Annotated in this window: 14 protein-coding genes; 9 read left to right on the top strand and 5 right to left on the bottom strand. The window is 69.7% G+C overall.

Annotated features, from left to right (window positions below; all coding sequences use genetic code 11):
- Positions 1 to 49: 49 nt before the first annotated feature.
- From OG588_RS06770 to OG588_RS06785, 4 genes are all read right to left on the bottom strand, one after another.
- On the bottom strand, positions 50 to 1,123 hold the full coding sequence (locus OG588_RS06770; RefSeq protein ID WP_405946493.1) for an acyl-CoA dehydrogenase family protein: 1,074 nt from the start codon (positions 1,121 to 1,123) through the stop codon (positions 50 to 52).
- Positions 1,120 to 2,325 (bottom strand): acyl-CoA dehydrogenase family protein, encoded by a 1,206-nt coding sequence (locus OG588_RS06775; protein WP_405946494.1) that lies wholly within the window; start codon positions 2,323 to 2,325, stop codon positions 1,120 to 1,122. Before OG588_RS06775 ends, OG588_RS06770 begins: the two co-directional genes overlap by 4 nt.
- Positions 2,322 to 3,299 (bottom strand): NADPH:quinone oxidoreductase family protein, encoded by a 978-nt coding sequence (locus OG588_RS06780; protein ID WP_317773482.1) that lies wholly within the window; start codon positions 3,297 to 3,299, stop codon positions 2,322 to 2,324. The genes OG588_RS06775 and OG588_RS06780 overlap by 4 nt, the downstream gene beginning before the upstream one ends.
- A gap of 191 nt (positions 3,300 to 3,490) precedes the next feature.
- Positions 3,491 to 4,072, bottom strand: a complete 582-nt coding sequence (locus OG588_RS06785; RefSeq protein WP_405946495.1) for a helix-turn-helix domain-containing protein — start codon at positions 4,070 to 4,072, stop codon at positions 3,491 to 3,493.
- Between the two features lie 46 nt (positions 4,073 to 4,118).
- Here OG588_RS06785 and OG588_RS06790 point away from each other — a divergent pair, with 46 nt between their 5' ends.
- The 9 genes from OG588_RS06790 (at position 4,119) to OG588_RS06830 (ending at position 12,609) form a co-directional block, all read left to right on the top strand.
- Positions 4,119 to 5,081 carry an NAD(P)/FAD-dependent oxidoreductase gene (locus tag OG588_RS06790; protein WP_405946496.1) on the top strand — a complete coding sequence of 321 codons (963 nt, stop codon included), beginning with the start codon at positions 4,119 to 4,121 and terminating at the stop codon, positions 5,079 to 5,081.
- 29 nt (positions 5,082 to 5,110) lie between these two features.
- A complete protein-coding gene (locus tag OG588_RS06795) occupies positions 5,111 to 6,649 on the top strand; it encodes an ATP-dependent DNA ligase (protein ID WP_405946497.1) in 1,539 nt (512 codons plus the stop codon).
- Entirely contained in the window at positions 6,646 to 7,122 is a 477-nt protein-coding gene (locus OG588_RS06800; protein WP_405946498.1) for an NUDIX domain-containing protein, read from the top strand. The genes OG588_RS06795 and OG588_RS06800 overlap by 4 nt, the downstream gene beginning before the upstream one ends.
- 81 nt (positions 7,123 to 7,203) lie before the next feature.
- Positions 7,204 to 8,589 (top strand): NADP-dependent succinic semialdehyde dehydrogenase, encoded by a 1,386-nt coding sequence (locus tag OG588_RS06805; RefSeq protein WP_405946499.1) that lies wholly within the window; start codon positions 7,204 to 7,206, stop codon positions 8,587 to 8,589.
- 25 nt (positions 8,590 to 8,614) lie between these two features.
- Positions 8,615 to 8,851, top strand: coding sequence for a DUF6213 family protein (locus OG588_RS06810; protein ID WP_366094196.1), 237 nt, complete (start codon positions 8,615 to 8,617; stop codon positions 8,849 to 8,851).
- A 263-nt stretch (positions 8,852 to 9,114) separates the two neighbouring features.
- Positions 9,115 to 10,179: a type III polyketide synthase gene (locus OG588_RS06815; RefSeq protein ID WP_366094195.1), complete on the top strand. Its 1,065-nt coding sequence runs from the start codon at positions 9,115 to 9,117 to the stop codon at positions 10,177 to 10,179.
- Between the two features lie 7 nt (positions 10,180 to 10,186).
- Complete coding sequence (locus OG588_RS06820) at positions 10,187 to 11,401, top strand: cytochrome P450 (RefSeq protein WP_405946500.1); 1,215 nt, start codon at positions 10,187 to 10,189, stop codon at positions 11,399 to 11,401.
- Positions 11,402 to 11,408: 7 nt separating this feature from the next.
- Positions 11,409 to 11,930 (top strand): cupin domain-containing protein, encoded by a 522-nt coding sequence (locus OG588_RS06825; protein ID WP_317773475.1) that lies wholly within the window; start codon positions 11,409 to 11,411, stop codon positions 11,928 to 11,930.
- Positions 11,931 to 11,991: 61 nt separating this feature from the next.
- Positions 11,992 to 12,609 carry a GNAT family N-acetyltransferase gene (locus tag OG588_RS06830; RefSeq protein WP_405946501.1) on the top strand — a complete coding sequence of 206 codons (618 nt, stop codon included), beginning with the start codon at positions 11,992 to 11,994 and terminating at the stop codon, positions 12,607 to 12,609.
- On the opposite strand, the gene OG588_RS06835 is transcribed toward OG588_RS06830, so the two are convergent.
- Positions 12,606 to 13,835 carry an acyl-CoA dehydrogenase family protein gene (locus tag OG588_RS06835; RefSeq protein ID WP_393049134.1) on the bottom strand — a complete coding sequence of 410 codons (1,230 nt, stop codon included), beginning with the start codon at positions 13,833 to 13,835 and terminating at the stop codon, positions 12,606 to 12,608. The two genes, OG588_RS06830 and OG588_RS06835, sit on opposite strands and share 4 nt — an antisense overlap.
- Positions 13,836 to 13,924 lie beyond the last annotated feature (89 nt).

Below are 13,924 nucleotides of genomic sequence, written 5' to 3' on the forward strand. Positions count from 1 at the left end.
AGCCCGCCCCAGGTGGGACGGGCTTTCCGCGGACTTCACCTCATGGCGCTCAGGGTGCGCGCAGGTCGACCAGTTCGGCCAGTGCCTCACGGTGGGCGCCCGCGGTGCCGTAGGCGATCGAGTCGGCCTTGGCCCGCTTCAGGTAGAGGTGGGCCGGGTGCTCCCACGTCATGCCGATGCCACCGTGCAACTGCACGGCCTCCTCGGCCGCGTGGACGGCGACGGCCGCCGCGTAGGCCTGCGCGACGGCGACTGCCACATCGGCGTCCTCGCCCGTCGCGAGGGCGTCGGCCGCATTGCGCGCGGCGGCGCGCAGGCTGACGACCTCCAGCCACAGCTGGGCAAGCCGGTGCTTGAGCGCCTGGAACCCGCCGACGGGCCGGTTGAACTGCTTGCGCTCCTTGAGATACCGGACTGTCTCCGTCAACGTCCAGTCGGCGACGCCCAGTTGCTCGGACGCGAGCAGCCCGGCCCCGGCCCGCAGCGCACGCCGTACGGCGGGTTCGGCGTCCCCGATCCGCCGCGCCGCGGCCCCGTCGAACACCACGCGTGCCAACGGCCGCGTCAGGTCCAGCGACACCTGCGGTACGACGGTCACGGCGCCCGCATCGACGGCGTACAGCCCGCCGTCCTCGCCCGGCACCAGCAGCACATCGGCGGCGGCCGCGTCCGCGATCCCGGTCAACTCCCCGTACAGGGAACCGTTTTCGTGCCGTACTGCCTTGTAGGCACCGCCCGGAGCGACGCTCAGGGAGACGGCGAGGGCGCCGATCTTCCGCCCCGACGCCAGCTCGGCGAGGAGATCCTCGGCATCGCACGCGAGGAGTGCCTCGGTGGCGACGACCGCGCTGGTGAGGTACGGGACGGGGGCGACCGCGCGACCCAACTCCTCCAGCACGACGGCGACTTCACGGTGCGTGGCGCCCTGGCCGCCCTTCTCCTCGGGCACCAGGAGACCGGCGAGGCCCATGCCGTCGGCGAGGGACTTCCACAGCGAGAGGTCGTGCGGGGCGTCCGACTCGGCGCGCGCGATGACACTCGCCGCGTCGCAGTGGTCGGTGAGCAGGTCCCGGACGGCGGCGCGCAGCGCCTCTTCCTCCTCCGAGTAGAGCAGATCCGTCATCGGGCGAGGTCCTTCCAGGCGACGTCCTTGTCGGTGCGCGGCTCGGCCGGGAGGCCCAGGACGCGCTCGGCGACGATGTTCAGCAGGACCTCGCTGGTCCCGCCCTCGATGCTGTTGCCCTTGGAGCGGAGGTAGCGGTAGCCGGCGTCGCGGCCGGTGAAGTCGACCAGTTCCGGGCGGCGCATGGTCCAGTCGTCGTACAACAGGCCTTCCTCGCCCCGGAGTTCGACCTCCAGGCCGCTGATCTCCTGGTTGAGGCGGGCGAAGGCGAGCTTCATGCCAGCGCCTTCGTGGCCGGGCTGGCCCGCCACGAGCTGCTGGCGCAGCCGCTCGCCGGAGAGCCGGGCGGCCTCGGCCTCGACCCAGAGTTTCAGGAGGCGCTGGTGGAGGTCGTGTGTGCGCAACTCCGGCCGTTCGCGCCAAGTCCTGCTGACCGGGCCGATCATGCCGCCCTCGCGCGGGATGCGCATGCCGCCGATGGAGACGCGCTCGTTCATGAGGGTGGTCTGCGCGACCCGCCAGCCGTCGCCGATCTCGCCGAGGCGATGGGCGTCGGGGATACGGACGTTGGTGAGGAAGACCTCGTTGAACTCGGCCTCGCCGGTGATCTGGCGCAACGGCCTGACCTCGACGCCGGGGTCGGTCATGTCGCAGATGAAGTAGGTGATGCCCGCGTGCTTGGGCACGCCCGGGTCGGTACGCGCGATGAGGATGGCCCAGCGGGCGAGATGGGCGCTGGAGGTCCACACCTTCTGCCCGTTGACGACCCACTCGTCGCCCTCACGGACGGCACGCGTACCGAGCGCGGCCAGGTCGGACCCGGCACCCGGCTCGCTGAAGAGCTGGCACCAGACCTCCTCGCCCACCCAAAGCGGCCTGAGGAAGCGCTGCTTCTGCTTCTCGGTGCCGAAGCGGAGAACGGTCGGCGCGGCCATGCCGAGGCCGATACCGATCCGGCGCGGGTCGTTGTCGGGGGCGCCCGCGGCCGCCAACTCGGCGTCCACGACGGCCTGGAGAGCACGCGGGGCACCCAGTCCGCCGAGGCCCTCGGGGTAGTGCACCCACGCGAGCCCCGCGTCGAAACGGGCCTTGAGGAAGTCGAGCGGGTCGGTCTCCAGCGGTGGGTGCGCGGTCAGCAACTCCTGGGTGCGGCGGCGCAGTTCGGCCGCGGCCGAGTCCGCTCCCGTGGTCTCCTCGCTCATACGGCGGCTCCGTTCTCCAAGGACGGTACGACGACGACCCGGCCGGTGGTGACACCGTCGCCGACCCGCTGCACGGCGGCGGCAGCGCCGCTCAGCGGGACGCGCTCGCTCACCAGCGGTTTGATGGCGCCGCGTGCGGCCAGTTCGGTCAACTGCTCGTGGCAGTCCAGGATCAGCTTCGGGTTCTTGATGGCGTACAGGCCCCAATGCAGTCCCAGGATCGAGTAGTTCTTCACCAGGGCGTGGTTGAGGCCGGGGCTGGGGATCGTCCCGCTCGCGAAGCCCACGACGACGATCCGGCCCTCGAAGGCGACGACCTTCGTGGACTGTGTGTAGGCGTCGCCACCGACCGGGTCGAAGATCACGTCGGCACCGCGCCCCCCGGTGGCCGCCTTGACGGCCGCGACGACGTCCTCGGTCCGCCGGTCGATCACTACGTCGCAGCCCAACTCCCGTGCCACGACCGCCTTTTCGGCACCGCCGACGACACCGATGACGGTGGCGCCGGCCGCCTTGCCGAGCTGTACGGCCGCGCTGCCGACACCACCGGCGGCGGCGTGCACGAGCAGGGTCTCGCCCGCTTCCAGGTGGGCGCGCTGGTGGAGAGCGAACCAGCCCGTCTGGTAGCCGATGTGGAGTGCGGCGGCCTCGGCGTCGTCCAGCGAGTCGGGGGCGGGCAGCAGACCGGCGGCGTCCGCGACGGCGTACTCGGCGAAACCGCCGTACGGCAGTGCGGGGTTGGCGATCACGCGGCGGCCGTCCTCGGTCTCGCCGCAGATCTCCACGCCGGGGGTGAACGGGAGCGGGGGCTTGACCTGGTAGTGGCCTCGGCACATCAGGACGTCGGGGAAGTTGATGTTCGCGGCGCGTACCTTCAGCAGGACCTGGCCCGCACCGGGTGTCGGCTGCTGCACCTCCTCCAGGCGCATCGCCTCACTCGGCTCGCCGTTCTGGTGCACTTGCCATGCCTGCATGCGGGGCCTCCACGGGACTGCTCTGTCTGACCGGGGTCGATTGCATACTAAGCGGTCGCTTGCCGATCAGGGAACCGTCGGGTTCGTCACGGTCCGGTGGGTGCGGGTAGTTCTTTCGGCGCGGGCCGGTGGGGGCTTGTCGCGCAGTTCCCCGCGCCCCTAAAAAGGGGCGCTCCAGGGGGCGGAATTTTTCACTGGTCCCTCTTTGGCCTTGCCCTTACGTGCATCCGCTCCCCCTGCGGGCCGAACAGGCTCAGGAATTCCACTGGGCCCTCGCCCGTCGAGCCGAACCAGTGCGGGACGCGCGTGTCGAACTCGGCGGCCTCCCCCGGCCCTAGCACCACGTCGTGCTCGCCGAGCAGGAGACGCAGGCGCCCGGACATCACATACAGCCACTCGTAGCCCTCATGCGTGCGCAGATCCGGCTCGACCTTCCGCTGCGGTTCCAGGACCTTGTATGCCTGGAGGCCGCCCGGCTGGCGGGTCAGGGGCCAGTGGGTGCGGCCACCTCTGACGATCGGCTCGGCGCGTACGCGGGGGTCACGGACCGCCGGGGCTCCGACCAGTTCGTCCAGGGGCACCTGGTGAGCCCGCGCGATCGGCAGCAGCAGCTCCAGGCTGGGCTTGCGCAGCCCGGACTCCAGCCGCGAGAGGGTGCTCACCGAGATCCCGGTCGCCTCCGAGAGACCCGCGAGCGTCGCGCCCTTCTCCTTGCGGATCCGTCGCAGCCTCGGGCCGACCTCCGCGAGTACGTCGTCCGTGTCGTCGTTCATGACCGATATTGCAGTTTCGGCAAAGGCATTTGTCAATACGGCAGAGATGGGGCGACTTTCGGGGGTGGAGGTGGTCACCGTGACCGACACATACGAAGTGATCGTCATCGGCGGAGGCACTGCCGGTCTGTCCGCCGCGCTGGTCCTGGGCCGGGCCCGGCGCCGCACACTTGTGATCGACGCGGGCGAGCCGCGCAACGCGCCCGCCGCGCACATGCAGGGCTATCTGTCCCGGGACGGCATGTCCCCCGCCGAGTTCCTCGCCCTCGGTCGCGAGGAGATCGCGCGCTACGGCGTCGACCTCGTCCGGGACCGTGCGGTGGACGTCACGAAGGGCGAGGACTTCGCCGTAGCGCTGGCGAGCGGGGAGACCGTGCACGCACGCCGACTCGTGATCGCCACCGGTCTCAAGGACGAACTGCCCACCGTCCCCGGAGTCGCCGAGCGCTTCGGGCGGGATGTGATCCACTGCCCGTACTGCCACGGCTGGGAGGTCCGTGACCAGGCCTTCGGTGTGCTCGCGACGACGCCGATGAGCGTGCACCAGGCGCTGATGGTCTCGCAGTGGTCCAAGGACGTGACCCTGTTCCTGCACACGGTCACCGAGTCCGAGCTGACGGACGACGACCTGCGCAGGCTGGCCGCGGCCGGGGTAGCCGTGGTGCCCGGTGAAGTCGCGGAACTGGTCGTCGAGGACGACCGGCTCACCGGCGTCCGTCTCACGGACGGAACCACGCACCCCCGCGAAGCCGTGTTCGTCGCACCTCGACCTATCCCGCAGACCGGCCTCCTGGAGAAGCTGGGCGCCGAGCTGCAGGAGACCCCGTTCGGCGCGTACCCCGTGGTCGACCCGACGGGCCTGACGACCGTGCCCGGGGTGTGGGCCGTCGGCAACGCGATGGGCTTCGGGGAGCAGGTCGTGAACGCGGCCTCCGCCGGTTACCGCGCGGGCGCCACGATCAACGGGGAGCTGCTGATGACCGACCTCGACGCCGTCGTCCGGGTGTAGACGGCCCGGCTCCGTTGCACGATGGCTGCATGCTGCTGACCCGGCTCGCGCATGTGTCCCAGGAAGTCGCCGCCACCTCGGCGCGGTCCCGGAAGATCGCTCTGCTCGCGGAGCTCTTCCGGGACGCGGAGGCGGACGACGTCCCGATCGTCATCCCGTATCTGGCGGGGCGCCTCCCCCAGGACCGCCTCGGCATCGGCTGGAAGGTACTGAGCCGGCCGGTCGAACCGGCATCGGAACCCACCCTCACCGTGCGCGAGGTGGACGCCCGCCTCACCGCCCTCGGCATAGTGTCGGGCCCGGGTTCGCAGGCCGAACGCGCCAGCCTGGTGGGCGAGTTGATGGGCGCGGCCACTGCCGACGAGCAGCGCTTCCTGTTCGGCCTGATCACCGGCGAGGTCCGGCAGGGCGCGCTGGACGCGGTCGCCGTGGAGGGACTGGCCGAGGCAACTGGCGCGCCAGCAAAGGATGTTCGGCGGGCCGTGATGCTGGCGGGTTCACTCCAGATGGTGGCCGAGGCCCTGCTCGCCGACGGTCCCGCCTCCCTCGACCGCTTCCAACTGACCGTGGGCCGCCCGGTCCTGCCGATGCTCGCGCACAGCGCCTCCTCCGTCGCCGAGGCGGTCGAGAAGCTGGGCGCCTGCGCGGTCGAGGAAAAGCTCGACGGCATCCGCGTCCAGGTCCACCGCGACGGCGATGTCGTACGGCTCTACACCCGCACCCTCGACGACATCACCGACCGCCTGCCCGAACTCACCGCCGCAGCCCTGGAGTTGAGAGGCGAGCGGTTCATCCTGGACGGTGAGGTCATCTCTTTCGACGCCGACGGACGGCCGCGTTCCTTCCAGGAGACAGCGGGGCGGGTCGGCTCCCGGGTGGACGTGGCCACGGCCGCCGAGACGGTGCCCGTCTCCCCCGTGTTCTTCGACGCGGTGTCCGTCGACGGCCGGGACCTGCTCGACCTCCCGTTCGCCGAACGGCACGCGGAACTGGCCCAGTTGGTGCCCGAACCGATGCGCGTCCGCCGGACTCTCGTCTCCGGCCCCGAGGACATCCCGACGGCGGAGGCCTTCCTCGCAGAGACGTTGAAGCGCGGCCACGAGGGGGTCGTAGTAAAAGGGCTCGACGCCCCCTACAACGCGGGCCGCCGGGGCGCCTCTTGGCTGAAGGTGAAGCCCGTCCACACCCTGGACCTGGTCGTCCTGGCCGCCGAGTGGGGCCACGGTCGCCGCACCGGCAAGCTCTCCAACCTCCATTTGGGCGCCCGGAGTTCGGACGGTTCCTTCGCGATGCTCGGCAAGACCTTCAAGGGCATGACCGACGCCGTGCTGACCTGGCAGACCGAGCGCCTCCAGGAGCTGGCCGTGGAGAGCGACGGCCACGTGGTGACCGTACGGCCCGAACTCGTCGTAGAAATCGCGTATGACGGACTACAGAAGTCGACCCGCTATCCGGCAGGTGTCACTCTGCGGTTCGCGCGGGTCGTGCGGTATCGGGAGGACAAGCGGGCGGAGGAGGCGGACTCGGTGGAGACGTTGTTGGCGGCGCATCCGGAGGTGAAGCCGTGAGTGGGGACGCGAGGGGGAAACGGAGCGCCGGGCTGTTGTTGTACCGGCACACCGATCGTGAGCTGGAGGTGTTGCTCGGCCATATGGGCGGACCGTTCTTCGCTCGGCGGGACGCCGGGGCGTGGGGTGTGCCCAAGGGTGAGTACGAACCCGACGAGACCGCCTGGGACGCGGCCCGGCGTGAGTTCCAGGAGGAGTTGGGGCTCGCGCCGCCCGAGGGCGAGGCGATCGCGCTCGGCGAGGTGCGGCAGACCAACGGGAAGGTCGTCACAGCCTGGGCGATCGAGGCGGATCTGGACCCGGCGGCCATGGTTCCGGGCACCTTCCGGATGGAGTGGCCGCCGAAGTCGGGGCGGTTCCAGGAGTTCCCTGAGCTGGACCGGGTGGAGTGGCTGAGCCTCGAACGGGCGCGGGAGGTCATCATCACGGCGCAGGCCACGTTTCTCGACCGGCTGGTGGAGCACTCGGGCTGAGCGAGCGCGACATGCGTACGCGTTGCGGTCCCCCGCGCCGCGCGGGAAGGTCGAAGCACAGCCCGCTCCAGGAGGTCAGCCATGCCCATCGCGACGGTCAACCCGGCCAACGGCGAGACGCTCAAGACGTACGAGGCCATGGGTGACGAGGAGATCGAGCGCCGGCTCCAGCTCGCGGAGGCCACGTTCCGCACCTACCGGACGTCCACCTTCGCCGAGCGCGCCCGGCTCATGCACCGGGCCGCCGATCTTCTCGACGAGGACCAGCAGGACATCGGCCGGATCATGACCACCGAGATGGGCAAGCCGGTCAAGCAGGCCCGCGCGGAGGCGGCCAAGTGCGCGAAGTCGATGCGCTGGTACGCCGACCACGCCGAGGAACTCCTCGCCGACGAGCAGCCGGCCGCGGCGGACGTCAAGGACTCGGGTGGCTCACGGGCGTCGGTCCGCTACCGGCCGCTGGGTCCCGTCCTCGCCGTGATGCCGTGGAACTTCCCGCTCTGGCAGGTGATCCGCTTCGCCGCGCCCGCGCTGATGGCGGGCAACGTCGGTCTGCTCAAGCACGCGTCGAACGTCCCGCAGACCGCCCTCTACCTGGAGGACCTGTTCCACCGCGCGGGCTTTCCCGAGGGCGCTTTCCAGACCCTCCTCGTCGGCTCCGGCGCGATCGAGGAGATCCTGCGCGACGAGCGGGTGAAGGCGGCCACCCTCACCGGCAGCGAACCGGCCGGGCGGGCGGTCGCGTCCGTCGCCGGGGACATGGTCAAGAAGACCGTGCTGGAGCTGGGCGGCAGCGACCCGTACGTCGTCATGCCGTCCGCCGACATCGACCGGGCCGCGCAGATCGCGGTGACGGCACGTGTGCAGAACAACGGGCAGTCGTGCATCGCCGCGAAGCGGTTCATCGTGCACACGGATGTCTTCGACGCGTTCACCGAGCGGTTCGTGGCGGGGATGAAGGCGCTCACGGTCGGTGATCCGCTGGAGGAGGAGACCGAGGTCGGACCGGTCGCGAGCGAGCAGGGCCGTAGCGATCTGGAGGAACTCGTCGACGACGCGGTGGAGAGCGGCGCGACCGTGCTGTGCGGTGGTGAGCGGCCGGACGGGCCCGGCTGGTTCTACCCGCCGACCGTCCTCACCGACATCACCCGCGAGATGCGGATCCACCGCGAGGAGACGTTCGGACCCGTCGCCACGCTGTACCGGGTCGGCGACCTCGACGAGGCCGTCCTCCTCGCCAACGACACGCCGTTCGGGCTGAGTTCCAACGTGTGGACGCGGGACGAGGCGGAGGTCGAGCGGTTCGTACGGGACCTGGAGGCAGGTGGGGTGTTCTTCAACGGGATGACCGCGTCGCATCCGGCGTTCCCGTTCGGCGGGGTGAAGCGGTCCGGGTACGGGCGGGAGCTGTCGGGGCACGGAATCCGCGAGTTCTGCAACATCACCACGGTATGGCACGGAGCGTGAGCGTTACGCGGCTACGATCCCCTCTGTGAACCGCGAAGTGACTCTGCCTCTGATCGTCGACGACCGCGGGACCCTGCAGGTGGCTGCCGCCGATGTCAGCAAGCTTTTGCGTACCGTGGGTGGGCGGTGGCTGCATCTTGTCGAGGCCGGGGATGAAGGGCTCGACGAGGACACAGTTGCCGCTTTGACCATTGAGCTGGCGAAGCTTGCCGACCGGATTGACGTTGCTTGCATTGCGCATAGCAGTGGGGGCGGCTCGTAGTTTGCTGAGTGGCGGGCCCGCTGTGGCTGGTCGCGCAGTTCCCCGCACCCCTAGGGGTCCGGCTGAACGGCGTCTGAAAGCTCTGGCCCCTGCCCTTTCACAGGAATTACTGATCCGGTCTTTATGAGCGGGTCCCTGAATTGGAGTAGTCCACCGCGAGATCGTCGTCCTCCCGGGTGATCGTGGGTGCACCACCCTCTGAGGTGAACCACCTTCTGACCGGCGGGCGAAGGCCTTCCGGAAGGCGAAAGCAGGGACGGTTCATGGCGACTTTGTGCAAGCCCTCGGTGTCGGTTCCCGAGTACGTGATCACGATGGAGGAGACGCTGGAGCTGGCGCGCTCCCGTCACGCGGACCACCCCAACCTGCCGCTGGCCCTCCGGCTGATCGAGAACACCGGTGTGCGCACCCGGCACATCGTGCAGCCCATCGAGGAGACCCTGAAGCACCCCGGGTTCGAGGACCGCAACAGGATCTACACGGCCGAGGCGAAGGCCCGGGTCCCGTCGGTCGTGCAGCGCGCGCTCGACGAGGCGGAGCTGCTCACCACCGACATCGACGTGATCATCTACGTCTCCTGCACGGGCTTCATGATGCCCTCGCTCACGGCCTGGCTGATCAACGAGATGGCGTTCGACGCCACCACCCGCCAGATCCCCATAGCCCAGCTGGGCTGCGCGGCCGGCGGCGCCGCCATCAACCGGGCGCACGACTTCTGCACGGCCTACCCGGACGCCAACGCACTCATCGTCGCCTGCGAGTTCTGCTCGCTGTGCTACCAGCCGACCGACCTCGGCATCGGCTCCCTGCTCTCCAACGGCCTGTTCGGCGACGGCATCGCCGCGGCCGTGGTGCGCGGGCGCGGCGGCACGGGCATCCAGCTGGAGCGCAACGGGTCGTACCTGATCCCCAAGACCGAAGAGTGGATCATGTACGACGTCCGGGCCACCGGATTCCACTTCCTGCTGGACAAGCGGGTGCCGGCCACCATGGAGCCCCTCGCGCCGGCGCTCCAGGACCTCGCGGGACTGCACGGCTGGGACGCGGCCGACCTGGACTTCTACATAGTCCACGCGGGCGGACCCCGAATACTGGACGACCTGAGCAAGTTCCTCCAGGTCGATCCGCACGCGTTCCGGTTCAGCCGGGCCACCCTCACCGAGTACGGCAACATCGCCAGCGCCGTCGTCCTGGACGCGCTGCGCCGGCTCTTCGACGAGGGCGGCGCGGAAGACCGGGCGCGCGGGCTGCTCGCCGGGTTCGGACCCGGTATCACCGCCGAGATGGCCCTGGGCCGCTGGCACAGCGACGACCGAGAGACGGCTTGAGTACGGCATGACTGAAGAGACGCTCACCGAGACCCTGCCCCCGGTCCGGCCCTGGCCGGCCCTCGATCTGACCGGGGTGGACTTCGACCCGGTCCTCGCCAAGCTGATGCGGGAGGGTCCGGTCAACCGGATCAAGCTGCCCAACGGCGAGGGCTGGGCGTGGCTGGTCACCCGGCACGACGACGTGCGGATGGTCACCAACGATCCCCGGTTCAGCCGCGAGGCGGTGATGGACCAGCCGGTGACCCGGCTCGCCCCGCACTTCATCCCGGCCCGCGGCGCGGTCGGGTTCCTCGACCCGCCGGACCACACGCGGCTACGGCGCTCGGTCGCCCCGGCGTTCACGGCGCGCGGGGTGGAGCGGGTGCGGGAGCAATCCCGGCTGCTGCTCGACGAGTTGATCGACGGGCTGCTCCAGCACGGACCGCCCGCCGATCTCACCGAGACCGTGCTGAGCCCCTTCCCCATCGCGGTGATCTGCGAGCTGATGGGCGTCCCGGCCGCCGACCGGCACGGTATGCACACCTGGACGCAGCTCATCCTGTCCTCCTCGCACGGCGCCAAGGTCAGCGAGCAGGCGAAGCAGGAGATGGGCGCCTACTTCGGCGATCTCATCGGTCTGCGGGAGGGCAACGACGGCGAGGACGTCGCCTCGCTGCTCGGTGCCGCCGTGGGCCGGGAGGAGATCACGCTGGAGGAGGCGGTCGGGCTAGCGGTGCTGCTGCAGATCGGCGGCGAGGCGGTCACCAACAACAGCGGCCAGATGTTCTACCTGCTGCTGACCCGCCCGGATCTGGTCGAACGGCTGCGCGCGGAGCCGGAGTTGAGGCCCCAGGCCATCGACGAGCTGCTGCGCTACATCCCACACCGCAACGCGGTCGGGCTGTCCCGGATCGCCATGGAGGACGTGGAGATCCGCGGGGTACGGATGCGGGCGGGCGACCCGGTGTACGTGTCGTACCTGGCCGCGAACCGGGACCCTGACGTGTTCCCGGACCCGGACCGGATCGACTTCACCCGCAGCCCCAACCCGCACGTGTCCTTCGGCTTCGGCCCGCACTTCTGCCCCGGCAACATGCTGGCGCGACTGGAGTCCGAGCTGCTGGTGGACGCGCTGCTGGACCGGCTGCCGGGGCTGCGGCTCGCGGTTCCGGCCGACGAAGTCCCGTTCAAGAAGGGCGCGTTGATCCGCGGGCCCGAGGCGCTGCCGGTGACGTGGTGAGGTGTCGATGACGGCGACGGAGGGGTTGCTGGTGCCGCCGGGTCACGGCCGGGTCGTCCAGACACCCGCGCAGCACGTGACGTTCAAGGTGACCGGCTCGCACTCCCGGACCGCGTCGACCTTCGAGGTGGTGGTGCCGCCGGGGTTCGATGTCGGGGCCCATGTGCACACCCGTAGCGAGGAGTTGTTCTACGTGCTCGAAGGCGAGCTGGATGTCCTCGCCTTCGAGCCGCGGATCCGTACCCCGGACAACTGGCAGCGCTGGGAGTCGAGTTCAGGATCCCGGGTGGTACGGGCGACACCGGGGACAGTGATCGTCGTACCGCCCGGGTGTCCGCACGCGTTCTCGAACCCGACGGAGACGGCGGCGAAGATGTTCTTCCAGGCGTCTCCGCCGCCGGATCACGAGCGGTATTTCGAGGAGCTGTTGGAGATTCTCGGGAGCGGGGGGCCGCCGGATCATGCGGCCATCGAGGAGTTGCGGGGGCGGTACGACATCGAGCAGCTGACGCCCCTCAAGCACCGTTGACCCTTCGACGCGGCCGGTAATCGAGTTGATCGGCGCCGAGCGGGTCGACTAAGAACAGGCCATGCTACGAGGAACCAAAATCGCGCTCCGGGCCCGGCACGAGTCGGATGTCCCGGTCCTGCACGCCGAGTTGTACGACGACGTGGCGACGAGATCGCGCGTGGACTCACGGCCCTGGCGCCCCGTCTCGCCGGGCTCCGAGGCTTCGCCCTTCGCGGTCACCGAACCTGACGACGATGCCGCCCCCTTCGCTGTCGTCTCCCTCGACAACGACGAGTTGGCGGGGACCGCGGGGCTGTGGGGCATCGACACCCACAACAGGAGCGCCCACTTGGGCATGTCGCTGCGACCGGGTTTCCGTGGCCGCGGACTCGCCGTCGACGTCGTCGAAGTGCTGTGCACCTACGGCTTCACCGTCCGCGGCCTGCACCGGCTCCAGTTGGAGACCCTGGCCGACAACACGGCGATGATCCGGGCCGCCTCCCGCGCCGGGTTCGTCCAGGAGGGGAGGCTCCGCCGCGCGGCGTGGGTCAACGGCGAGTTCATCGACGAGGTGATCCTCGGGTTGCTCGCCGAGGAGTGGAGTTCCGGTGCGCACCAGCGCCCTGAAGGGGCGCGGGGAACTGCGCGACCAGCCCCCACCGGCCCGCAGATCACCACGGCTCCAGCCGAGCGCTAGCGAATCGGCATCCCAGACAACGTCCGCGCAATCACCAGCCGCTGAATCTCACTCGTCCCCTCGAAAATCGTGTAGATCGCGGCATCTCGGTGCATCCGCTCAACTGGATACTCACGGGTGTAACCATTCCCGCCCAGGATCTGAATCGCCTGCCCGGTGACCTTCTTCGCCGTCTCACTCGCGAACAGCTTCGACATCGACCCCTCGGCCGCCGTGAACTGCTTGCCGTTGACCGCCATCCAGGATGCCCGCCACACGAGCAGCCGCGCCGCGTCGATGGACGTACGCATGTCGGCGAGCTGGAAGGCGACACCCTGGTTGTCGATGATCGGGCGGCCGAACTGCTCGCGGGTCATCGCGTAGTCGAGGGCGACCTCGTACGCGGCCCGGGCCGTGCCCACCGCCATCGCGCCGACCGCGGGGCGCGACGCCTCGAACGTGGCCATCGCGGCGTTCTTCACGCGCTCGCCGCCGCCGGCCTTCGCGCGCTCACGGGCGCGGGCGAGGCGCTCGTCGAGCTTCTCCTTGCCGCCGAGCAGGCAGGAACCGGGGATGCGCACGTCCTCCAGGACGACCTCGGCGGTGTGCGAGGCGCGGATGCCGTGCTTCTTGAACTTCTGGCCCTGGGACAGACCCGGCGTGCCCGAGGGGACGATGAAGGAGGCGTGGCCCTTGGAGCCGAGTTCCGCGTCGACGACCGCGACGACGACGTGGACGTTGGCGATACCGCCGTTGGTCGCCCAGGTCTTGGTGCCGTTGAGCACCCACTCGTCCTTGGCCTCGTCGTACACGGCACGCGTGCGCATGGAGGCCACGTCGGAGCCGGCGTCGGGCTCGGAGGAGCAGAAGGCGGCGACCTTCACGTCGTTGGCGTCGCCGTACATCTGGGGAATCCAGGTACCGATCTGCTCCTCGGTGCCGTTGGCGAGGACGCCGACCGCGGCGAGACCGGTGCCGACTATGGAGAGGGCTATGCCCGCGTCGCCCCAGAACAGCTCCTCCATCGCCATCGGGATGCCGAGGCCGGTGGGGTCGAAGTACTGCTGGGCGTAGAAGTCCAGGGAGTAGATGCCGACCTTCGCGGCCTCCTGGATGACCGGCCAGGGAGTCTCCTCACGCTCATCCCATTCGGCGGCGGCGGGGCGGATGACGTCGGCGGCGAAGCCGTGCAGCCAGTCCCGCACCTCCTTCTGTTCGTCGTTGAGTTCCATGGTGAACTCGGCCATGACTCCTCCAGCAGCGCACTAGCATGTTACTTGCGGTAACGACAGAGTCTGTTACCGACGGGTAGGAAAGTCAACTCCCGATGACCACT

This window comes from Streptomyces prunicolor (assembly GCF_045162825.1).
GTDB lineage: Bacteria > Actinomycetota > Actinomycetes > Streptomycetales > Streptomycetaceae > Streptomyces > Streptomyces prunicolor.

Coding starts and splice junctions, on each gene's coding strand:
- OG588_RS06785 (WP_405946495.1), bottom strand. CDS start 4,072: ATGAACGACGACACGGACGACGTACTCGCGGAGGTCGGCCCGAGGCTG.
- OG588_RS06820 (WP_405946500.1), top strand. CDS start 10,187: ATGACTGAAGAGACGCTCACCGAGACCCTGCCCCCGGTCCGGCCCTGG.
- OG588_RS06830 (WP_405946501.1), top strand. CDS start 11,992: ATGCTACGAGGAACCAAAATCGCGCTCCGGGCCCGGCACGAGTCGGAT.
- OG588_RS06835 (WP_393049134.1), bottom strand. CDS start 13,835: ATGGCCGAGTTCACCATGGAACTCAACGACGAACAGAAGGAGGTGCGG.
- OG588_RS06805 (WP_405946499.1), top strand. CDS start 7,204: ATGCCCATCGCGACGGTCAACCCGGCCAACGGCGAGACGCTCAAGACG.
- OG588_RS06795 (WP_405946497.1), top strand. CDS start 5,111: ATGCTGCTGACCCGGCTCGCGCATGTGTCCCAGGAAGTCGCCGCCACC.
- OG588_RS06770 (WP_405946493.1), bottom strand. CDS start 1,123: ATGACGGATCTGCTCTACTCGGAGGAGGAAGAGGCGCTGCGCGCCGCC.
- OG588_RS06775 (WP_405946494.1), bottom strand. CDS start 2,325: ATGAGCGAGGAGACCACGGGAGCGGACTCGGCCGCGGCCGAACTGCGC.
- OG588_RS06780 (WP_317773482.1), bottom strand. CDS start 3,299: ATGCAGGCATGGCAAGTGCACCAGAACGGCGAGCCGAGTGAGGCGATG.
- OG588_RS06815 (WP_366094195.1), top strand. CDS start 9,115: ATGGCGACTTTGTGCAAGCCCTCGGTGTCGGTTCCCGAGTACGTGATC.
- OG588_RS06825 (WP_317773475.1), top strand. CDS start 11,409: ATGACGGCGACGGAGGGGTTGCTGGTGCCGCCGGGTCACGGCCGGGTC.
- OG588_RS06790 (WP_405946496.1), top strand. CDS start 4,119: ATGGGGCGACTTTCGGGGGTGGAGGTGGTCACCGTGACCGACACATAC.